Here is a 21277-nt window from a genome sequence, read left to right as displayed (position 1 = left end):
GCTAATGCTTGCACTCTTATCTGCTGATTAATGATCACTGCTGGCTTTAGTAAATAACTTTATTTTTTCAAAAAAATCGCTTGCCCTTCTTCTTGAAATATTGATGCTTTCGCCATTTTTCAGGAAAACCTGTAAACCGTTTTTAGAATTATATTCTTTTAAATGGTTAAGGTTAATGATGTTTGATTTGTGGATTCTGACAAACTGATCAGTTGGCAAGAGTTCTTCAAATTCCCTTAAGACTTTAGAAACGGTAATTTTTTCGTGATTGTTTAGGTGTACAATAGAATAATTACTATCAGCTTCAATGTAAATGATATCATCAATATCAATCATTTTGAAACCCTGCCCGTAAGGAAGGGTAAGTTTCTTAATCTCTGATCTCGAACTTAAGCTGGAAGCCAGGTTATTGATTCTTTCATCATTTTCGTTCTGGCTTTTAAATAATCTGATGTGTTGCGAAACCTTATCTACCGCTGTTTTAAGTTCATCAATATCAATCGGTTTTAAAAGGTAATCCAGTGCATTAGCCTTTATCGCTTTCAGCGCATATTGATCGTAGGCTGTTGTAAATATGACGGCGGCATGGTGTTTTTGTGCATCAGGAATCAATTCAAAGCCATTTCCTCCGGGCATGGCAATATCCAAAAAGATCAGGTCAATAGGATGATGGGCCAAAATATCTTTCGCCTCTGCCACAGATCTTGCAATACCGGTAATCTCTACCTGTGTACAGTTCTGCTGCAACAAAAAAAACAATGAAGATCGTGCAAACTCCTCATCATCAACAATAATGGCCTTTAATGTAGTCATAGCTATAGGTTGGTGAATGTATTAAAATGGTCTTACAAAAAAAAATGCAAATTGAAAAAACCAGTAATCAAATTGTCACGTATGTATCATCAAACGTATTCAAAACCACTAAAACATAGATAACTATGAAAAACAATGAACTAGAAACAAAAAGCGAGCTTCAGGAGAAAAGTTTGTTTGACAAAACTGTGGGCAGAAGATCTTTTCTTCAGTATGCAGGTGCAGGTGCTGCAGGTATGGCTTTGGTAGCTGCTGGCTGTAGTAAAGACCGCAACTACGGTAACCCAACAATGAATGGTGCAACACTTGATTTTAAAGATGATTTCGGGGTATTAAATTATGCTTATGCTCTAGAGCAATTGGAGGCGGCATTTTACATTAAGGTTGCGAACAGCAATACTCAATTTACAGGAACAAATGCTGCTGCAAAAAAAGCGTATTTCCAGGATATTCAGTTTCATGAGATCGCGCACAGAGAGTTTTTTAAAGCTGCTTTAGGAACCGCTGCAATTGGAAGTTTAGAAGTAGATTTTTCATCAATTGATTTTACCAGTGAAGCAAGCGTTTTAGCCACCGCGATGGCTTTTGAAGATTTAGGTGTTGCTGCGTACAATGGTGCAGGATCAAGACTTAAAAACGGCACTTTTTTATTGTTGGCAGGTAAAATTGTTTCAGTTGAAGCCCGCCACGCGGCCTATGTACGTGATATCATCTCAAATGGATCATTTGCAGATCTTAACAGCCTTGCCTCATTGGGTGCCAATAATGCAGGTGGATTAGATGCAGCCTTAACACCGGATAAGGTTTTGGCTGTGGCTTCTAAATACATCAAAACCAAAATTAATGTAATCAATCTTTAAAACTTTAAACTAGAAATCATGAATATCGTAAATATATTAGAAGAAATTGAAAAAGTTGATGCTGAGGTTTATGAGCGTTTAAACCCGAGAAGAGCTGCCATGAAAAGCTTTTTCAATATCGGCAAAAAAATCTCTCTGGCTGCTATGCCACTGGCTTTGGGTTCTATGTTTCAAAAAGCATACGGACAATCGACTTTACCATCAGGCGTTGCGGATGTACTTAACTTCGCTTTGGCATTGGAATATTTAGAATATCATTTTTACAATCATGCGTTGTTAGGTACTGATGTTACTTTCACTTACCCAACAGCAGCAGCTAAAACAGCAATTACTACCATTCGTGATCACGAAAAAGCACACGTAGATTTATTGGTAGGCGCTTTGGGAAGTTCGGCACGTACACCGATTGCCTATGCGGATACCGATTTTAGAGCAGGTGGTGCATTTGCTACAGTATATACTGATTATAATACCTTCTTGGCTGTAGCACAGGGTTTTGAAGATACGGGCGTTAGGGCATACAAGGGCCAGGCCGGCAATTTAATGGCTGCTCCTGGTGTATTACAAACTGCACTTCAGATCCACTCGGTTGAAGCACGTCACGCTTCGCATATCCGTCAAATGCGTACTGCTGCAGGTTCTGCCGTTTATAAACCTTGGGTAAGTCTTGGTGCTTCCGGACAGGCAAACGATTCAGGTGTAGCAGCCGTTGATGCTGTTTATGCCGGTGAAGATTTAACTGTACAAGCAGGTGCAAATATTGTTGGGATTGGTGGTTTCTCAGGTATCACCAAAGCAGCTGCTGTAGAAAGCTTTGATGAGCCTTTAGATAAGGCTAGTGTGGTAACCATTGCCAACCTGTTTTTACAGCCGGGTAAAAAGTTATCATAATCATCCAGAATACTGACATTATTCATTAGGTAATGTTTCGTTTAAGGTAGGGGGAGGTAGAACTTTGGTTTTACTTCCCTCTTTTTTGTCAGGATTTTTAGGATTATAAGATTTTAAGATCGGGAAAAAGGGAACTATCTGGCATTCTTACAAGATTATGGAATTAGAAATTTACTCCAAGTAATCTGTTACTAACCTGAGTTCGATTAAAGATCCGGTTTTAAATGGCTCCTGTAGGATATTTTCAATCCAGAGTCGCCACCCTGAATTCATTTCAGGGTCTTTCATGCTAAAAAGATGCTGACCACGAAGTTGCTACAAGGCAATTGAAAACATCATATCTACTTGTAAAATAAATTCAGCATGACAAATAGAGCGAAATCAATCGGCGTTGAAGTACTATTTTTAACAAATAATTATCGAAATTCAGGTTGCTATTAATTATCAATAACAGGCATTTATCTTTTCCATCGTCCATTCTCCATCTTACCCTTTGCGTTTTTTAATAAGTAATTACCTGCTCTTCCAAATGTTCTGGCAAATCCCTGTAATTGTATTTTTGTCCGCGTAACTGTGGCTCAAAGCCAGCAGCTCTGATGGATTGTTGGATACCCCTGGCTGTAAAACGGTGTGGTGCACCGGCTGCTGATACGACGTTTTCTTCAATCATGATCGATCCAAAATCATTTGCTCCGGCATGCAGGCACAACTGGGCAGTCGTTTTACCAACGGTTAACCAACTGGCCTGGATGTTTTTGATGTTTGGTAACATGATGCGGCTTAGAGCAATCATCCGGATGTATTCATCAGCAGTTACGTTATTACTGATTCCCCGGAGCCGTTTTAATAAAGTACCATCGTCCTGGAACGGCCATGGAATAAAGGCTAAAAATCCATTTGCATCGGCTGGTTTTTCGCTCTGCACCTGACGGATCCATACCAAATGTTCAAAACGCTCCTCAATGGTTTCCACATGGCCGAACATCATGGTGGCAGAGGTGGTAATATCCAACTGGTGACAGGCACGCATTACGTCAAGCCACTCTTGTCCGCCACATTTACCCTTAGAAATTAAACGCCTAACACGGTCATTTAATATTTCGGCACCAGCACCTGGTAAAGAGTCCATTCCGGCTTCTTTCAGCGTTTTTAATACTTCCGTGTGCGTTAGGCCTTCCAGCTTGGCTACGTGGGCAATTTCCGGCGGCCCTAAGGCATGAAGTTTTAAATCAGGATATAATTCTTTTAACTTTTTGAATAGATCGGCGTAAAAAGCCAGGCCCAGATCAGGATGGTGACCACCCTGCAATAATAGCTGATCTCCCCCTAAGCGGAAAGTTTCTTCAATTTTAACCTTATAGGTCTCAATGTCGGTAATGTAACTTTCCTCGTGGCCAGGCCTGCGGAAGAAATTGCAAAATTTACAGTTTGCAATACAAACATTGGTGGTGTTTACATTACGGTCGATCTGCCAGGTTACTTTGCCGCTGGGCACTTGGATTTTTCTTAGCTCATTGGCTACAAACATTAAAGATGCAGTATCGGCGTGATGATATAAGTGTACACCTTCCTCTTGCGTTAAAAAATCAAAATGTAGCGCCCGTTGCAGTAAATCGGCTGTATTCATGAAGCAAAAATACTCCAAATAAGTATCACTATAATCACAGTTTTATAAAAAAACAGTGCAGGGTTAATTATTTTTGGTGGTATCAGCCTTGCGTTTAAATAGGTTTAGCAGATCATTTCCCTGCTTTTTGATTTCTTCTAAACGTTTTTTGGTGCTATCATTAACTTTTTTTAAGCTTTCATTGGCCTTTACAACATTATTTCTAACGGTGTTTTGACCAGCAGCAACTGCATCTGAAACCTGTTTAACCTTGTTCTCACCGGTTGCGATTGCGCCTATAACCTGTTTCGCTTTTTTATCAGCATTAACTTTGGTACTATCTATAAATTTCTCGGCTGCAGCGGCCACAGTGGTCGTATCTTTAGCTGGTTTACCTAAAGAAGTATTGGCTTTGGCAAGCAGTTGATCATCTTCTGCTTTTACGATGCCTCCATTTGCAGTATAATAGGTTTTACTGTTTAAATAATTTGTTTTGGCAGTTTCTAACTGGATTTTTGCAGCAGCTATTCTTACAGTATCCTTACTTGCTACTGCAGCATCATAATTTAACTGGGCATCGGTAAGTGCAAGGGCCGCAGTTTCATAAGATTTAGTAAAGTCAATTTTTTCTTCTTTTTTTGTGGCTGTATTGCAGGCTGCCAAGCATAAGGATAATAAACAGATTATAATTATATTTTTCATATTATTTCGATGTAGTAAATTGGTCAACTATTTTCTTTAAAGAACTGGTTTCCTGCTCTTCTGTGATGTTTCCACCAAGTCTTTCAATCTCTAAATTGTTAATGCTTTTAGCAAATTCTAAATACTTCAAATACCGGTTAAGAATCTCAATTTTCGTTCCATTGTTATTCTGTTCGGTATTGTTAAGGTTTTTGACAAAGGTTTCCATGTTATCTATACAGACAATATAAGCCTGAAAAGCATTTGGTGTAAAGTAGTCATTAACCAAACTATTGGTTGTCAGTTGTGGATATAACTTAGGCAGTTCTACAGGTGTTTTCTTTAAGGTTTCAGTTAAGTTCAATCCAGAATTCGATGTATTTAAATACATTCCCTTTGTTTTCATCTGGCAGTTTTCTATCGCTAAATTAGTTGTATTCAGCAGCTTAATCAAGTTGTTCTTTTTGTCGATATTATCTAAAAAAGTATTTACTGCCAGGGCAATAAATAATCCGGTAAAAGTGGAAATTAGCGAGATAATAAAACTAAATGTATCATTATTGTTTTTACGCCAGTTACTTTCTCGTCTAAAATTGAGTAAAAAAAGACTTGTTGCTACTAAAACTAGTGATATTACAGCATAGGTGAGCATATTTTTTTGGTTTAAATTTTTTATAAAATTATATAATTACAGGTAATAAAAAAATTACAAATTAGTTTTGCGACCTTTTTTAAAAGATAAAAAATAAATAATAATCAGTTCACCGGATTAAATTGATTAAACAATTTAGCAATTCAACAATTCGATTATCTTTGTCACTTATGGTAGATTTTAATCGTTTTACACTGGCCAATGGGTTAAAAGTTTTGGTGCATGAAGATGCTACAACCCCTATGGCAGTTTTAAATATTTTATATGATGTAGGTGCGCGTGATGAAGATCCTGAAAAAACGGGTTTCGCACATTTATTCGAACATCTTATGTTCGGAGGGTCGGTAAATATTCCAAGTTACGATGAGCCTTTGCAACGGGTAGGAGGAGAAAATAACGCTTTTACGAGTAATGACATTACCAATTACTACATTACGTTGCCGGCAGAGAATATCGAAACGGCCTTTTGGCTGGAGAGCGATCGGATGCTGAGCCTGGCATTTTCCGAAAAGAGCCTGGATACCCAGCGGAATGTGGTAAGTGAGGAATTTAAACAGCGTTATCTTAATCAGCCTTATGGTGATGTTTGGTTAAAATTACGTCCTTTGGCTTATAAAAAACATGCTTACCGTTGGGCAACCATAGGGAAAGAACTCTCGCACATCGAAAACGCAACGATGGATGATGTGAAATCATTTTTTAAGAAACATTATACGCCACAAAATGCAATTTTGGTTGTTGGTGGAAATGTGAAAACAGCTGATGTAAAAAAACTGGCCGAAAAATGGTTCGAACCGATCCCTGCAGGTGAGAAATACAACCGCAATTTAATTCAGGAGGATCCACAAACCGAACCTAGAAAAGAAACAGTTAAGGCTAAAGTTCCCTTAAATGCAATTTACATGGCTTTTAAAATGCCCGGACGGTTAAGTGAGGATTATTATGCCTTTGATTTACTGTCTGACATTTTATCACGCGGGCAGTCTTCACGGCTTTACAATAGCCTGTTAAAAGAACAACAACTTTTTAGCGATATCAATGCCTACATTTCGAGCAGTTTGGATCCGGGTTTGTTTATTATTGAGGGTAAATTGGTGGAAGGTGTAACCATTGAGGCAGCAGAAAAAGCAATTTGGGACGAACTTGAAAAATTAAAAACCGAACTGGTTTCTGAAACTGAATTAACAAAAGTGAAAAATAAGGTAGAATCTGTACTTGTTTTTTCTGAGATGAACCTGCTGGATAAAGCCATGAACCTGGCCTACTATGAGCTGTTGGGCGATGCAGCCATATTGAACCGTGAAACCGAAGCGTTTTTAAAAGTAGCGGCAGAAGATATCAAAAGAATATCCAACGAAACTTTTAATCCTAATTCATCATCTACTTTATATTACTTAACCGAAGAAAATGCTTAACAGACAACAGGCACCTGATTTTAAGCAGGTATCTATTATAAATTTTATCCAACCGGAAAAAAAAATATTGGATAATGGTGTACCTGTTTACACCATTTATTCCGGAGAACAGGATTTGGTACGAATCGAATTTATTTTTGATAATGTAAACTGGAATCTCGAAAAACCATTGCAGGCTATCGCGGTAAGCGCATTGATAAACAATGGAACCAATCAACGATCAGCAAAAGAAATAGCTGAACAAATTGATTTCTATGGTGCATTTTTTCAAACAGAATATGTGCAGGATCAATCTTCGGTAACGTTGTACACGCTCAATAAACATTTGCAATCGGTACTACCTATTGTGAAAGATGTTTTATCAGAAAGTCAGTTTCCACAGTATGAACTTGATATTTATGTTCAGAACCAGAAGCAAAAGCTACAGGTTAACCTGAAGAAAAATGATATCCTGTCGAGAAAGGAATTTGCCCATGCTTTGTTTGGCGATACTGCTTACGGCGTAAATATCAAAGCCGAACATTATGATGCCTTAAAGCGCGAAGATCTGCTTGATTATTTCAAGGCTGCTTATGCTCCGAATAATTGCACTATAGTGATATCAGGTAAGTTTGATGATGCGGGATTTGATCTGTTAAATGATTTTTTTGGCCGCAATTGGGAAAAAAGTGAAGCGGTAAAGAATAGTTTCAGTTTTAAGGCGACTGAAAAAAAGGTGGTGTATACGGAAAAACCAGATGCCTTACAATCAGCTATCCGTATTGGCCAATTGGCGATTAACCGTAAACATGAGGATTTTTCCGGACTTCAGATCCTGAATACAATTTTAGGAGGATATTTTGGTTCGCGTTTAATGAACAACATCCGCGAAGATAAAGGGTATACCTACGGAATAGGTTCTGGTATTTCTTCGCTGCAGCAGGCCGGTTATCTTTTTATTGCTACAGAGGTTGGTGCTGATGTATGTTCGGCTGCGCTGACAGAAATTTACAAAGAAATCGAGCTGCTTAAAAACGAACCTGTAGGAGCAGAAGAGCTGGATCTGGTTAGGAACTACATGCTGGGATCGATGTTAGGTAGTTTGGAGAATGTTTTTTCGCATGCAGATAAATTTAAGAACATCTATTTTGCGGGACTGGATTATGGTTATTACACCAAATATATCGAAAAGGTAAGGACCATCACTGCCGAAGAGTTATTGGTATTGGCCAATAAATACCTGACTACAGAAAATTTTACAGAAGTAGTGATCGGGAAGAAGTAAGGCATATTTCCCTCCCGCTATTCATCATATCGATTAAAGCATCGTTTCGCTATCGTGCCAGTTCATAAGCGTAATCGTCATTTCTGCGCAGTCGGGAATCTTAACGTAATAACATTAAGATTCCCATCCGATCCAGTGGGAATGACGATTCATCGCAACCTGTCAATTCTTTAAAATCATAAATCATAGTGTTATCCATACTGTTTTTATGAAATAAATTAAACTCGGACGAACCTAAAGTCAATCTATCTATACTGGCACAGATAAGCGGTTTGCACAACCGCTTTTAATTTAAAGGAAGCATGGGCTGGCACTTCGAAAAAGTTTCCTGCAGTGATGCTGATCAATTCGGTAGCATCTGGTAAAAGTACTTCCAATTCGCCCTCTATAACATGCATCGTTTCTTTTTGAGCAGTGCCAAAAGCATATTCTCCCGGATTGATGACCCCGACAGTTGATTTCCCTTCTGCGGTTTCATAGCCTAAGGATTTAACTTTGCCATCAAAATATTGGTTTTCAGTAATCATTGTTTATTATAAAGTTTTGGTCAAAATAGCTTTTTGCTTATCAGCCTGGTAAATTTTTTTATAAGGTTTAACTATTCAATATGGTTGTTTTGAGGATACATATGGAATCGTTATAAGTTAAATCGGTTAAGTTTAATTGTCAGGCGAAGTCAATATTTAAGCATTTTCAATTTAACCCTTTTAATTTCACTCAATTTTCGTATCTTTGCCTGGCAAATAATAAATCCTAATTTATTTGCTATGCAACTCGATTCCACAAAGTTTATTGCCACAGGTTTAACGTATGATGATGTACTATTGGTACCTGCATACTCTGAAATTCTGCCACGTGAAGTAAATACTGCCACTTTTCTAACAAAAAAAATCAAACTTAATGTTCCATTGATTTCTGCTGCAATGGATACCGTAACCGAAGCCGAACTGGCCATTGCCATTGCGCAGAATGGTGGTATAGGCATGTTACATAAAAACATGACGATAGACAGACAGGCTGCCGAAGTACGTAAGGTTAAGCGTTCAGAAAGTGGTATGATCAAAGATCCGGTAACCTTATTGGAATCAGCCGTAGTTGCTGATGCTTTCAAAATTATGAAAGAGCATAAAATAGGTGGTATTCCGGTTGTAAGTAGCGATAATAAACTGGTTGGTATTATCACAAACCGGGATTTACGTTTCCAAAAGGATATGAAACGCCCAATTTCTGAAGTAATGACCAAAGAAAATTTAATCATTGCTCCGGAAGGAACTACTTTGGTTCAGGCAGAAGAAATTCTGCAGAACCATAAAATTGAGAAACTTCCTGTTGTGAGCAAAGATGGTTACTTGAGTGGCTTAATTACCTTTAAAGATATTTCAAAAGTTAAAAATTATCCGGTAGCCTGTAAAGATGAACATGGCCGTTTAAGGGTAGGTGCTGCAGTAGGGGTCACTGCCGATACTTTGCAACGCGTTGACGCCTTAGTGCATGCTGGTGTTGATGTAATTACCATTGATACTGCTCACGGGCACACTAAAGGGGTAGTCGATAAATTAAAAGAAGTTAAGGCAAAATATCCTGATTTACAGGTTATTGTGGGTAATATCGCCACGGGTGCAGCTGCGAAGTTTTTGGCAGATGCCGGTGCAGATGCCGTTAAGGTAGGTATTGGCCCGGGTTCTATCTGCACCACCAGAATTATTGCTGGCGTCGGTGTTCCTCAGTTGTATGCGGTTTACGAATGTGCCAAAGCCCTGAAAGGTACAGGAGTACCCGTTATTGCCGATGGTGGTATCAAACATACGGGTGATATTGCAAAAGCAATTGCTTCAGGTGCAAGCACCGTGATGGCAGGTTCTTTATTTGCAGGAGTAGAAGAATCGCCAGGTGAAACCATTATTTACGAAGGACGTAAATTTAAATCATACCGTGGAATGGGGTCAATTGAAGCAATGGAACAAGGATCTAAAGACCGTTATTTCCAGGATGTAGAAGATGATATTAAAAAACTGGTTCCCGAAGGTATTGTTGGTCGTGTACCATTTAAAGGTACTCTTGCTGAAGTAATGTATCAGTACATTGGCGGTTTACGTGCAAGTATGGGCTATTGTGGAGCAGCCAATATTGAAGCCTTGCAAGAAGCGCAATTTGTACAGATTACCGCTGCAGGTATGCGAGAGAGTCATCCACATGATATCACCATTACCAAAGAAGCGCCGAACTATACCAGATAGGGTTAGTTGGGCTTTAGGGTGTAAGGTTTACGGCATAGGGTAAAGCTTAATATCCGGATGTTTAAAGTGATAGAACGGGGCGTCAGTTTATGATAGCCCCGTTTTTAATTCAAACTACGCAGGTTTTTAAAGCGGCGAAGTTTGCACTTATTTATAAAAATCACAAAATAAAATTTGGCGGTTGATTTTTTTTAATATATTTGTCGACTAAATCTATAGGGTTTGTATGTTAAATATAGAAATAAATCAAAAAACGCGTTTGTATTGCTGTTGTAGCCATTTGAATAATCGTCACATACTTGCAACCGAGTCAATAATCAACAACATTTGAATTAACTATCCACATGATCATGAACAAAACTTTACTTTTTTTATTTTCATTTTTTCTTTCAGTAGGATTCGCTTTTGCCCAGAGTCCGGTAACTGGCGTAATTAAAACAACCAATGGTACAACAATTCCCAATGCAACCATAAAGGTAAGGGGAACCAACCAGGTCGTTGTAGCCGATGAAAATGGTGCCTTTAGTATTAATGTAAACCAGGAAACACCTTTTTATCTTCAGGTAAGCTCTGTAGGTTATAAACCACAGGATTTTCAGATACTAAAACTTCAGGATACGCCAATAGAATTAATTTTGGTAGAAAATGCCCTGTTAGATGAAATCGTGGTCACATCGAGAAGGCGTTCGGAGGTTTTACAGGATGTGCCAATTCCAATTACCGTTATCGGTGGCCGGGCTGCAGAAAATGCAGGTGCTTTTAATGTTAACCGTTTAAAAGAGTTGGTACCTTCAGTACAGTTGTATGCCTCGAATGCCAGAAACACAACGCTAAATATCAGGGGCTTAGGTTCTACTTTTGGTTTAACCAATGATGGTATTGATCCGGGAGTGGGTTTTTATGTAGATGGTGTTTATCATGCACGTCCGGCTGCTACCTCTACCGATTTTCTTGATATCGATCAGATCGAAATTTTACGTGGCCCGCAGGGTACCTTATTTGGTAAAAATACCACGGCTGGTGCATTTAACATCACCACAAGCAAACCCACTTTAACACCCAGCGCAAAAATAGAATTAAGCGTAGGGAATTATAATTTTATTCAGGCCAAAACATCAGTTTCCGGGGCACTGGCAAAAGATCTCGCAGCCAAAATTTCAATTTCAGGTACACAGCGCGATGGTACGATCTGGAATACCAGAGAAGAACGCAGGTATAGCGGACAGAATAACCTGGGCTTAAAAAGTCAGTTATACTATACCCCTTCAGAAAAATTGCAGGTGTTGTTAAGCGGCGACGTAAGTATTCAGCATCCGGCAGGTTACCCATTGGTAATTGCCGGTGTTACCACAACCGAGAGAAGCGCGTACCGGCAGTATGCCAGAATTATTTCCGATTTAGGCTACCAACAACCTAAAATCGATCCTTTTTCGAGAGAAATCAACACCAATACGCCTTGGAGACATAATCAATCAATAGGAGGGATTTCATTAAATGTTGATTATAAAATCGGGAATGGAACACTAACTTCAACTACAGCCTGGAGATTTTGGAATTGGGACCCTACCAACGACAGGGATTTTTCTGAGGTGGCAGCGTTGACCAAATCGCAGGGCAATTCGCGCCACGATCAATATTCGCAGGAAGCGAGATATGCTGGAAATATCAATGAAAAATTAAGTGGGGTAGTGGGGGTTTATTTTCTGGGTCAGAATTTAAAAGGTTTGGCACAAACAGAAGAAGTAGGTAAAGATCAATGGCGTTTTGTACAAACCAGTAATACCGGAAGTCAGGCTTTATACTCCACACCTGGTTTGTTGGATGGTTTTGGGATTAAAACCAACTCTATCATTAAATCATTAAGTGCGGCGGTTTTTGCACAGGTGGATTGGGAAGTTTTAAAAAATCTGCACGTATTACCTGGTTTAAGGTATACCTATGATAAAAAAGATGTTGATTATGACCGGGTAACTTATGGCGGTTTACAAACCACTGATGCGACATTATTAGCACTTAAAGCAGCTGTATATGCCAATCAGCAGTTCACCACAACGGTAGATAACAACAATTTATCAGGTAACTTTACCGTTTCTTATCGTCCTAACCATAATTTAAACGTTTACGGAACCTTTTCTACCGCTTACAAACCGGTGGGTGTTAACGTAGGTGGCTTGCCCACTACTTCAACGGGAGCAGCCGATTTATCGGTAGCGGTTGTTAAACCGGAGTACGTTCAGCATTATGAGCTGGGTGCCAAAACAAAGCCAGTTAAAGGTGCGATTTTAAATATAAGCTTATTTCATACGGATATTAAAGATTACCAGACCAATGTGCAATCGCCACAGCTCGGTGTAAATAGAGGTTATTTATCAAACGCTGAAAAGGTAAGGGTACAAGGTTTGGAAATAGATGGTACTTATCAGGTGGAGCGCTTTTTAACTTTAAATGCTGCCTTAGCCTATCTTGACGGTAAATACGTGAAATTTACAAATGCGCCGCTTCCGTTAGAAGAAACTGGGCATACTGAACTTATAAATGGCGTGGCTACCCAGGTTGCCTTCAAAGATGCATCAGGCGGTAGGTTACCAGGCATTTCAAAATGGAATGTCTCAGGTGGTTCAGAACTGAGTACACCCGGTAATCTGGCTACCAGAGCGGGGCGTTATTTCATTGCCGGTGATGCAAGCTACCGTTCAGAATACTCTTCAAATCCTACCCCATCAAGTGTACTGGTTGTTAAAGGTTATGCCTTATTTAATGCCAGGTTGGGATTCAAATCAGATAAGTTTTCTTTATTTGTTTGGAGCAGAAATATCGCAAATAAAAATTATTACGAGCAGTTACAGGCTGCGGCGGGTAACGCTGGTTTGTATGCCGGGGTACTTGGCGATCCAAGAACTTACGGAGGTACCATCCGTTATACTTTCTAATTCATTTTTTCTCTCTTATATTTGGTTAGCAGGAGTGGTGTAATGCCGCTCCTTTTTTTATGCTAATAAATACTTAATCGTCCTCAGGTGGCTAACCTGGTTTATATTATTTTGAAAAGCAAAGACAGAATTTTATTTTATTGTCCTGCTATCCCTCCAGGTCCCCGCTCATGCTTCACTCCGGGCTTTCCGTTCTATCAGTTTTATTTAACGAAGTTGGTGGTTCTTGGAAGCGAAATAATTACGATTAAACCTCGCTTATTTTATGCGTAATAAGTCCTGTAATTGTTTTGTGTAGAATTAAAATTTACGAAAAGCCGATAAAATCTTAACTTCGGTAAATTTTTAATTCAATGAATAAGCTCAATTCGGTTTGTGTGTACTGCGGCTCAAACTTTAATGGCGATCCAGTGCTTCGTAATGCGGTAAAGCAATTGGCAGAAACACTTGTAAAGCAGCAGATCAGACTGGTTTATGGGGGTGGAAGCGTTGGTGTGATGGGCGTGCTGGCCAATGATGTACTGGAATTGGGTGGTTTGGTTACAGGTGTAATTCCTCAATTTTTAATGGATAAGGAAGTTGGTCACCAGGGTTTAACTGAAATGCTTGTTACCGAAAATATGCATCAAAGAAAACAGAAAATGGCCGATTTGAGTGATGGTTTTGTAATATTACCTGGTGGCTTTGGTACATTGGAGGAATTTTTCGAAGTATTAACCTGGTTACAGCTCGGTCTGCACCATAAACCAATCGGAGTATTAAATGTTGATGGTTTTTATGATCCCTTATTCGCCCAAATGGACATGATGGTGCAAAGTAAATTTTTGAAACCGGCCAATCGCGATTTGGTATTCAATGAAGCAGATGCTGAAGTGTTAATTAATAAAATGGATGATTTTTCTGCTATTCCAGACGAGGTGTGGTTTAGAGAGCGGAATCTGAGTTAATTATTTCAAAATATTTATGGTTGATAGTTTGATGGCTGATAGTCAATAGTTCCTGGTTTGATAGCTTGAATATATTTACCTTGACAATAAGATCATGGGCCCTCACCAGGGTTCAAAGAATACAATCCCAACATATAATTAATAACCCGCCATCCGGAAACGCCTGGCGCTTTAAAAATATATTAAAAAATGCACATCATTACCTCACACGCAGAATTTGAACAATACCTGGGCAAAGAATTAGGCGTTTCTTCGTGGCATACCATTACGCAAGAACAGATTAACAAATTTGCCGATGCTACATTAGATCATCAGTGGATTCATGTGGATGAAGAAAGGGCACAAAATGAAGGTCCTTTTGAGGCAACCATCGCTCACGGTTATTTAACGCTTTCGTTAATCCCTTATTTATGGAAAGAAATTGTTGATATTCAAAACCTAAAAATGGAGATCAATTATGGTATAGAAAATTTGAGGTTTGCACAGGCCGTGACCGTAAACAGCAAGGTAAGGTTAAAAGCTAAACTGGCCTCTATTATCAATCTTCGTGGTGTAACCAAAGTTAATATGGCTATCGAAATGGAAATTGAAGTTCAGAAAAAGCCGGCTTTTAGTGGAGAGGTTGTTTTCTTATATCATTTTGTGGGTTAATTGTTTACAATGAAGCGTATTGTTTATATTTAACGTTTAAATAAAAAACAGATTCGCTCATGATCAGAAACAAAAAATCCATTGGCTATATTTTAGTTAGTCTGTTTATCCTGTCTTGTCAAGCCAGCAAAGATCAGCATTCGGCAACCGACTCATTTTTACCCATGCAGATTGGTAACTTATGGTATATAAATGCTCAGTCCCACACCGAAATTAAGGACACCGTTCGGATTGATAACAAGCTTTTTTATAAGTTCTACTCTTTGGTTGGGGGTGATGCAAGCAGCACCATGTACCTGAGGATAGATGAGCATAACAGACTGATTGAAGGTTATCCGGATAATCCTTCAATAATATACACCAGAGCTGATTTTTCTGCAAAGAAAGGCGATAAATTTTTCACTTCCGGAGAAAAGAATGAAAATGATAACGAAGTAACGGTAGTTCAAAAATCAGATCAGGAAATCACTTTTTCGTTTGATCCGATTTACCACCCAAATTTAAAAGGCCACCCCACATTGGTAAAATATATAAAAGGTAAAGGCTGGGCAGACAAATATCAAAAAATAAAGATTAATGGCGTGGTTTATCAGGAATAAATAAGACAATTTACTACAGAGTTCACGGAGTTTTAGAAAGATGGATACAGAAAGGTATTAATTTTCTGCCATTAATTAGTTAGAAAGCTACAGGAACACGGAAACACGGAGATGCTAAACCCGAATTTTTGTCGGCTGTGCTTTTACCTCTGCGAACTTTGTGGTTAAAAACTTAGCATCTTTCGCGGTTAAAACAGGTGGTAGACCAGAAACCATTTTGGTCAGTACTGTTTTTCTGAAATTAAATCTAAATTGCCTACATGAATATCGAATTCAATAAAAACGAGGATGTAAACAAACAGCTGGTTTACGAACTGAAAACCCGGCTTAAAAAAGTATACCTGGGTGGTGGTGAGAAAAACGCTGCAAAACAAAAAGAAAAAGGTAAGCTGCTGGCCCGTGAGCGGATTGAATATTTAATTGATAAAGATTCTAATTTTTTAGAAGTTGGCGCCTTTACCGCTGATGGCATGTACGCCGAACAGGGTGGATGTCCGTCGGCCGGGGTGGTGTGTGGCATTGGTTATGTAAGTGGCCGGCAATGTATGATTGTGGCTAACGATGCAACCGTAAAAGCAGGTGCCTGGTTTCCGATGACAGCTAAGAAGAATCTTCGTGCGCAAGAAATTGCCATGGAAAACCGCTTACCGGTAATTTATCTGGTTGATAGTGCAGGTGTTTATCTGCCTATGCAAGATGAAATTTTCCCTGATAAAGAGCATTTCGGCAGGATGTTCCGCAACAACGCCATCATGTCTTCAGCAGGGATTGTACAGATTTCTGCCATTATGGGCGCTTGTGTGGCTGGGGGTGCCTATCTACCTATTATGAGCGATGAAGCCATGATTGTAGATAAAACAGGTTCGGTATTTCTAGCAGGGTCTTATCTGGTGAAATCGGCCATAGGAGAAGAGGTGGATAATGAAACTTTAGGAGGTGCAACTACACACTGCGAAATTTCGGGTGTTACCGACTATAAACATCCTAACGATCAGGCCTGTTTAGATAGCATCAAAAATCTCATGAGTATGCTTGGCGCACCTGAAAATGCAGGTTTCGATCGTATTGCCCCTGTTAAACCAAAAGAAAAAGAAGCGGAGCTGTACGGCATTTTCCCCGAAAACCGGGATAAACCTTACGAAATGATGGATATCATTAACCGTTTGGTTGATGGATCGGAATTTGAAGAATATAAAAAAGGTTATGGACAGAGTATTGTTTGTGGCTTAGGTCGTGTTGATGGCTGGGCGGTAGGTATTGTGGCCAATCAGCGTAAAGTGGTCAAATCAAAAAGAGGGGAGATGCAGTTCGGCGGGGTAATTTATTCGGATAGTGCCGATAAGGCAAGCCGGTTCATCATGAATTGCAACCAGAAAAAAATTCCTTTGGTTTTTCTGCAGGATGTAACCGGTTTTATGGTGGGCAGCCGTTCTGAACATGGCGGCATTATTAAAGACGGGGCCAAAATGGTTAATGCTGTTGCCAATTCGGTGGTGCCTAAATTTACAATTGTGTTAGGCAATTCTTATGGTGCCGGTAATTATGCCATGTGTGGTAAAGCTTACGATCCGCGTTTAATTTATGCCTGGCCTACCGCCAAAATTGCGGTAATGGGTGGCTCACAGGCGGCTAAAACCCTGTTGCAAATTCAGGAAGCATCTCTAAAAGCTAAGGGCGAAGTGATTACACCAGAAAAACAAGCCGAGCTGTTGAAAGAAATTACCGATAAATATGATAGCCAAACTACCCCTTATTATGCTGCATCGCGGCTTTGGGTTGATGGGATTATCGATCCGCTCGAAACCAGAAAAGTTATTTCGATGGGAATCGAGGCAGCCAACCAATCGCCGATTACCAAAAAATTTAATGTTGGGATAATTCAGACATAAGTGCCACCATATGTTATTATCTGACAGACTTTCGATTGGTGTCAGATGTAAATATCTGACACGATGAGATTATTGCCATCTAAATTTATTGCCTGTAATAAACGTAATCCGCTTTCCGCCAAAAGCGATGTGCTTTGCTCCACATCTTCTACTGTTAATAAGTAAACTATGTTGACAATGTGCGCTTGTTAACCATTATTTAAAGCATTAAATTTGCGCTACGATTAATGAATTTCAAACTTATTATATAATGTCACAAGAAAATGAGCACGTTCAGTGTTTAATTATAGGTTCTGGTCCGGCAGGTTATACTGCTGCAATTTATGCTGCCAGAGCTGATTTAAAACCTATCATGTATACCGGCATGCAAGCTGGCGGACAGCTTACGCAGACTACAGATGTAGAGAATTTCCCTGGCTACCCGCAAGGAATTATGGGGCCGGAAATGATGGAAGATTTCCGTAAGCAAGCCGAACGTTTTGGAACTGATATTCGTTTTGGTTACGTTAGCTCGGTAGATTTTTCTTCAACCCCTCATAAAGTGGTGGTTGATGAAATTAAAACCATTACGGCTGATACCGTAATCATTGCAACCGGCGCAACTGCAAAATGGTTGGGTTTGCCTAGTGAACAACAATACAATGGCTTTGGTGTTTCTGCCTGTGCCGTTTGTGATGGTTTCTTCTTTAAGGGGCAGGATGTGGCCATTGTAGGTGCCGGTGATACGGCTGCTGAAGAGGCAACTTACTTAGCCAAACTTTGTAAAACGGTGCATTTATTGGTGCGTAGGGATGAGTTTAGAGCCTCAAAAGCCATGGTGAGTCGTGTTTTAGCTACTCCAAACATCGTCGTTCATTACAATACCGAAACCCAGGAAATTTTGGGTAATGGCAAAAATGTGACCGCGGTAAAAGTAATCAATAATAAAACAGGTGTAGAGTCTGATATCGCTGTTGAAGGTTTCTTCGTGGCTATTGGTCATAAACCGAATACCGATATCTTTAAAGGACAGATGGATATGGATGAAACTGGTTATTTACTGACTAAACCAGGTTCTACCTTAACCAATATTGAAGGAGTTTTTGCCTGTGGTGATGTACAGGATATGTATTACAGGCAAGCCGTAACTGCTGCCGGTTCTGGATGTATGGCCGCACTTGATGCGGAGCGGTATCTGGCCGCTAAAGAGCATCCCGTAGAAGCTTAAGCGTAATTTTAAAATATTTTGAAAGAGAGAAATCAGTTTTGGTTTCTCTTTTTTGTTAATATCGGCACCTCGCTCATGCCAATCGTTATCTCGAGCAAAGTGCAACGGAGTCGGGAGATTTATTAAAGCAAATGTTGTTTTATAAAACCTCCATTTTTTTGGAAAGCAACTGCAGTAGCGCTTTTCATTGTCCGTCCTGCTTTCCATTGCAAGTCCTCGCTGCGGGCTTTTCATTTCAATCAGGTTTAAATACACAAGTTTTTGCAGCTATTAAGGTTCTATCAGCGTAGTGCCTATGGTGCTTACGCACCTTTTTACCCAATTAGTTCCACTGGTCTTGCCACCTAATCCCCTCAGTAGTTGCAGCCCCATACTTAAGCACTGTTTTTCGTTTTTATAATATCCTGGTTTGTTTCACTGGTTTCATCGGGACGGAACGGATGGCGGGACTATTGTAACCTAAGCGTTTTTTCACCTGATTTCCAAAAAAACTAAGCTTCCATTATACAGTTTATCAGAAGCATTATAAAAACGTTTTAACAAATACCGTATAAATTTATAGGCGTTTTATTATATAGTCAAACGGTTGACCTGAATTGTAACAAGAATGTGGGATTTGTAATTTATCTATAATCTCTATCTTGGTTCAAACAATGAGTTTAAGCTATAAAATCAATACAAAAAATGAACAAGGCATTATCGATTTTTATTGGAGTATTAATCAGTTCAAGCGCATTTGCGCAGCGCGACCCTAATTTGGGCATCATACCTGCACCGGTAGCCATTACAAGGGCAAGTGGTAATTTTGAATTGGATAAAACAACAGTTTTGGTCAATCAAAGCATTGATGGAGCAAAGATGGCTGATTTATTAAATGCTTTTGTGGTAAACAAGGCAGGCTTTGCTTTACGGGAAACCAAAATTCCCCAACCTAACCAAAAAGCCATTATTTTAACATCTGTTGGCGCGGATCAGTTACCAGCCGAAGGTTACACCATTAAAGTCACACCTAAACAGATTGTTTTGACAGGAAAAGGGGCCGGGTTATTTTATGCCGTTCAATCAGCCATGCAAATGATGCCGGATAAAGTTGCCGGTAAAATTACTATTCCCGCTGTTAATATTAGTGACTATCCACGTTTTGCTTACCGGGGAACAATGCTTGACGTCAGCCGTCATTTCTTCCCGGTTTCTTTTATCAAAAAGTATATCGATCAGCTGGCTTATTATAAAATCAATACTTTCCACTGGCATTTAACTGATGATCAGGGCTGGAGATTGGAAATAAAAAAATATCCTAAACTTACCGAAATCGGTTCATCGCGTAATGGTACCATCATTGGCAATTATCCGGGCAACGGAAATTACCTTATACCGGTAAAAGGTTTTTACACTCAGGAAGAAGCTAAAGAAATTGTGAGGTATGCCGCGGAAAAATACATTACGGTAATTCCTGAAATCGAGATGCCAGGCCATGCGTCTGCTGCTATTGCTTCATATCCTGAATTAAGCTGTTTTCCTGATCGCGATACCTTTATCAGCGATAAGACACCGTGGGCCGGTAGCAGAAAAGGCAAACAGGTACAGCAAACCTGGGGTGTTTTTGATGATATTTTTGTGCCATCGGCCAATACCTTTACCATGCTGAACAATATTTTGGACGAGGTGATCGCTATTTTTCCTTCAAAATATATCCATATCGGTGGGGACGAAGCACCAAAAACCTACTGGAAAGAATCTCCGTTTTGCCAGGCTTTAATGAAAGAAAAAGGCTTAAAGGATGAGCATGAACTGCAAAGTTATTTTATCCAGACCATAGAGAAACACGTAAACGCCAAAGGTCGTTCCATTATTGGCTGGGACGAGATTTTGGAAGGTGGTTTAGCGCCAAATGCTACGGTAATGAGCTGGAGGGGTGAAGATGGCGGTATTGCTGCGGCGCAACAAAATCATGATGTAATTATGACGCCTGGTTCAATGGGTTTGTATATCGATCATAAACAGTCCAATTCTCCGGATGAGCCGGTTACCATTGGCGGTTTTGCTCCATATCAGAAAATATATGCTTACGATCCGATCCCGAAAATATTAACTGCCGATCAGCGAAAATATATAAAAGGTGTACAGGCCAATATGTGGACAGAGTATATTAAAACTACTGCGAAAGCCGAAAATCATGCTTTTCCACGTCTTTTGGCTTTGGCAGAAATTGCCTGGTCGCCAGTTGAACGCAAAGATTTGAAAAACTTTAGCGAAGAGCGTTTACCGGTGCATCTGGCCCGCCTGGATAAAATGGGAATTAACTTCTGGGTACCAACTCCAATTGGCCTGAGCGAAAAACCTTTAACGGGAGGTGAGTTCACTATTGATTTAAAAGCACCGGTTACAGGTGGTAAAATCTATTATTCTATCGATTTATCACGTCCTTCAGAAAATGCTTTTTTATACACCGGTCCTGTAAAAATTACGGTTCCGAAAGGTGAGAAGAGGATTTTGAAGACCATTGTTATTGCCCCAAGCGGTAGAAGAAGTGTAACTACCGAAACGGTTTTAAATAACGGTGCGCCTGATGTTAAGGCAGAAGCGAAGAAATAAAAACAATTGCATGGATAGGCTAAAATCCTTAATTTGGGAC

General features: G+C 39.6%; 17 protein-coding genes. 12 read left to right on the top strand and 5 right to left on the bottom strand.

All coding sequences use genetic code 11. From position 1 onward, the window contains the following. Positions 1–27 precede the first annotated feature (27 nt). Complete coding sequence (locus tag ACK1I8_RS10250) at positions 28–813, bottom strand: LytR/AlgR family response regulator transcription factor (protein ID WP_412469230.1); 786 nt, start codon at positions 811–813, stop codon at positions 28–30. A 125-nt stretch (positions 814–938) separates the two neighbouring features. Between ACK1I8_RS10250 and ACK1I8_RS10245 the strand changes: the two genes are divergently transcribed. Both ACK1I8_RS10245 and ACK1I8_RS10240 read left to right on the top strand, forming a co-directional pair. After that, positions 939–1673, top strand: a complete 735-nt coding sequence (locus tag ACK1I8_RS10245) for a ferritin-like domain-containing protein (protein ID WP_412469229.1) — start codon at positions 939–941, stop codon at positions 1671–1673. Between the two features lie 18 nt (positions 1674–1691). Further along, a complete protein-coding gene (locus ACK1I8_RS10240; RefSeq protein WP_412469228.1) occupies positions 1692–2564 on the top strand; it encodes a ferritin-like domain-containing protein in 873 nt (290 codons plus the stop codon). A 502-nt stretch (positions 2565–3066) separates the two neighbouring features. Here the strand turns inward: ACK1I8_RS10240 and ACK1I8_RS10235 are convergent. From ACK1I8_RS10235 to ACK1I8_RS10225, 3 genes are all read right to left on the bottom strand, one after another. Continuing rightward, the gene (locus ACK1I8_RS10235) at positions 3067–4191 is read right to left on the bottom strand and encodes a CofH family radical SAM protein (RefSeq protein WP_412469227.1); all 1125 of its coding nucleotides are present in this window, start codon (positions 4189–4191) and stop codon (positions 3067–3069) included. A 63-nt stretch (positions 4192–4254) separates the two neighbouring features. Then, positions 4255–4872 carry a hypothetical protein gene (locus tag ACK1I8_RS10230; protein WP_412469226.1) on the bottom strand — a complete coding sequence of 206 codons (618 nt, stop codon included), beginning with the start codon at positions 4870–4872 and terminating at the stop codon, positions 4255–4257. 1 nt (position 4873) lies between these two features. Further along, a complete protein-coding gene (locus tag ACK1I8_RS10225; protein WP_412469225.1) occupies positions 4874–5503 on the bottom strand; it encodes a hypothetical protein in 630 nt (209 codons plus the stop codon). A gap of 170 nt (positions 5504–5673) precedes the next feature. Here ACK1I8_RS10225 and ACK1I8_RS10220 point away from each other — a divergent pair, with 170 nt between their 5' ends. Then, complete coding sequence (locus tag ACK1I8_RS10220) at positions 5674–6918, top strand: M16 family metallopeptidase (RefSeq protein ID WP_412469224.1); 1245 nt, start codon at positions 5674–5676, stop codon at positions 6916–6918. Next, a complete protein-coding gene (locus ACK1I8_RS10215) occupies positions 6911–8182 on the top strand; it encodes a M16 family metallopeptidase (protein ID WP_412469223.1) in 1272 nt (423 codons plus the stop codon). Before ACK1I8_RS10220 ends, ACK1I8_RS10215 begins: the two co-directional genes overlap by 8 nt. 245 nt (positions 8183–8427) lie before the next feature. Here ACK1I8_RS10215 and ACK1I8_RS10210 read toward each other — a convergent pair whose 3' ends face one another. Beyond that, positions 8428–8709 carry a pyrimidine/purine nucleoside phosphorylase gene (locus ACK1I8_RS10210; RefSeq protein WP_412469222.1) on the bottom strand — a complete coding sequence of 94 codons (282 nt, stop codon included), beginning with the start codon at positions 8707–8709 and terminating at the stop codon, positions 8428–8430. A gap of 240 nt (positions 8710–8949) precedes the next feature. On the opposite strand from ACK1I8_RS10210, the gene guaB reads away from it, so the two are divergent. From guaB to ACK1I8_RS10170, 8 genes are all read left to right on the top strand, one after another. Continuing rightward, positions 8950–10419, top strand: coding sequence for an IMP dehydrogenase (gene guaB / locus ACK1I8_RS10205; protein WP_412469221.1), 1470 nt, complete (start codon positions 8950–8952; stop codon positions 10417–10419). Between the two features lie 350 nt (positions 10420–10769). Beyond that, positions 10770–13349 (top strand): TonB-dependent receptor, encoded by a 2580-nt coding sequence (locus tag ACK1I8_RS10200; protein ID WP_412469220.1) that lies wholly within the window; start codon positions 10770–10772, stop codon positions 13347–13349. A gap of 353 nt (positions 13350–13702) precedes the next feature. Beyond that, the gene (locus tag ACK1I8_RS10195; protein ID WP_412469219.1) at positions 13703–14296 is read left to right on the top strand and encodes a TIGR00730 family Rossman fold protein; all 594 of its coding nucleotides are present in this window, start codon (positions 13703–13705) and stop codon (positions 14294–14296) included. Positions 14297–14485: 189 nt separating this feature from the next. Beyond that, on the top strand, positions 14486–14947 hold the full coding sequence (locus ACK1I8_RS10190) for a MaoC family dehydratase (protein ID WP_412469218.1): 462 nt from the start codon (positions 14486–14488) through the stop codon (positions 14945–14947). 59 nt (positions 14948–15006) lie between these two features. Then, on the top strand, positions 15007–15546 hold the full coding sequence (locus ACK1I8_RS10185) for a hypothetical protein (RefSeq protein WP_412469217.1): 540 nt from the start codon (positions 15007–15009) through the stop codon (positions 15544–15546). A gap of 260 nt (positions 15547–15806) precedes the next feature. Beyond that, a complete protein-coding gene (locus tag ACK1I8_RS10180; RefSeq protein WP_412469216.1) occupies positions 15807–17435 on the top strand; it encodes an acyl-CoA carboxylase subunit beta in 1629 nt (542 codons plus the stop codon). Positions 17436–17685: 250 nt separating this feature from the next. After that, on the top strand, positions 17686–18642 hold the full coding sequence (gene trxB, locus ACK1I8_RS10175; protein WP_412469215.1) for a thioredoxin-disulfide reductase: 957 nt from the start codon (positions 17686–17688) through the stop codon (positions 18640–18642). 684 nt (positions 18643–19326) lie between these two features. Beyond that, positions 19327–21237, top strand: coding sequence for a beta-N-acetylhexosaminidase (locus ACK1I8_RS10170; RefSeq protein ID WP_412469214.1), 1911 nt, complete (start codon positions 19327–19329; stop codon positions 21235–21237). Positions 21238–21277: the final 40 nt, after the last annotated feature.

Source organism: Pedobacter sp. KLB.chiD (assembly GCF_047040275.1).
Classification (GTDB): domain Bacteria; phylum Bacteroidota; class Bacteroidia; order Sphingobacteriales; family Sphingobacteriaceae; genus Pedobacter.
Note: the sequence above shows the minus strand (reverse complement) of the source record. Positions and strands in the feature narration are given on the sequence as shown.

Excerpts from the sequence above, each read along its gene's own strand:
- ACK1I8_RS10250 (WP_412469230.1), bottom strand. The coding sequence starts at position 813 with ATGACTACATTAAAGGCCATTATTGTTGATGATGAGGAGTTTGCACGA.
- ACK1I8_RS10245 (WP_412469229.1), top strand. The coding sequence starts at position 939 with ATGAAAAACAATGAACTAGAAACAAAAAGCGAGCTTCAGGAGAAAAGT.
- ACK1I8_RS10240 (WP_412469228.1), top strand. The coding sequence starts at position 1,692 with ATGAATATCGTAAATATATTAGAAGAAATTGAAAAAGTTGATGCTGAG.
- ACK1I8_RS10235 (WP_412469227.1), bottom strand. The coding sequence starts at position 4,191 with ATGAATACAGCCGATTTACTGCAACGGGCGCTACATTTTGATTTTTTA.
- ACK1I8_RS10230 (WP_412469226.1), bottom strand. The coding sequence starts at position 4,872 with ATGAAAAATATAATTATAATCTGTTTATTATCCTTATGCTTGGCAGCC.
- ACK1I8_RS10225 (WP_412469225.1), bottom strand. The coding sequence starts at position 5,503 with ATGCTCACCTATGCTGTAATATCACTAGTTTTAGTAGCAACAAGTCTT.
- ACK1I8_RS10220 (WP_412469224.1), top strand. The coding sequence starts at position 5,674 with ATGGTAGATTTTAATCGTTTTACACTGGCCAATGGGTTAAAAGTTTTG.
- ACK1I8_RS10215 (WP_412469223.1), top strand. The coding sequence starts at position 6,911 with ATGCTTAACAGACAACAGGCACCTGATTTTAAGCAGGTATCTATTATA.
- ACK1I8_RS10210 (WP_412469222.1), bottom strand. The coding sequence starts at position 8,709 with ATGATTACTGAAAACCAATATTTTGATGGCAAAGTTAAATCCTTAGGC.
- guaB (WP_412469221.1), top strand. The coding sequence starts at position 8,950 with ATGCAACTCGATTCCACAAAGTTTATTGCCACAGGTTTAACGTATGAT.
- ACK1I8_RS10200 (WP_412469220.1), top strand. The coding sequence starts at position 10,770 with ATGAACAAAACTTTACTTTTTTTATTTTCATTTTTTCTTTCAGTAGGA.
- ACK1I8_RS10195 (WP_412469219.1), top strand. The coding sequence starts at position 13,703 with ATGAATAAGCTCAATTCGGTTTGTGTGTACTGCGGCTCAAACTTTAAT.
- ACK1I8_RS10190 (WP_412469218.1), top strand. The coding sequence starts at position 14,486 with ATGCACATCATTACCTCACACGCAGAATTTGAACAATACCTGGGCAAA.
- ACK1I8_RS10185 (WP_412469217.1), top strand. The coding sequence starts at position 15,007 with ATGATCAGAAACAAAAAATCCATTGGCTATATTTTAGTTAGTCTGTTT.
- ACK1I8_RS10180 (WP_412469216.1), top strand. The coding sequence starts at position 15,807 with ATGAATATCGAATTCAATAAAAACGAGGATGTAAACAAACAGCTGGTT.
- trxB (WP_412469215.1), top strand. The coding sequence starts at position 17,686 with ATGTCACAAGAAAATGAGCACGTTCAGTGTTTAATTATAGGTTCTGGT.
- ACK1I8_RS10170 (WP_412469214.1), top strand. The coding sequence starts at position 19,327 with ATGAACAAGGCATTATCGATTTTTATTGGAGTATTAATCAGTTCAAGC.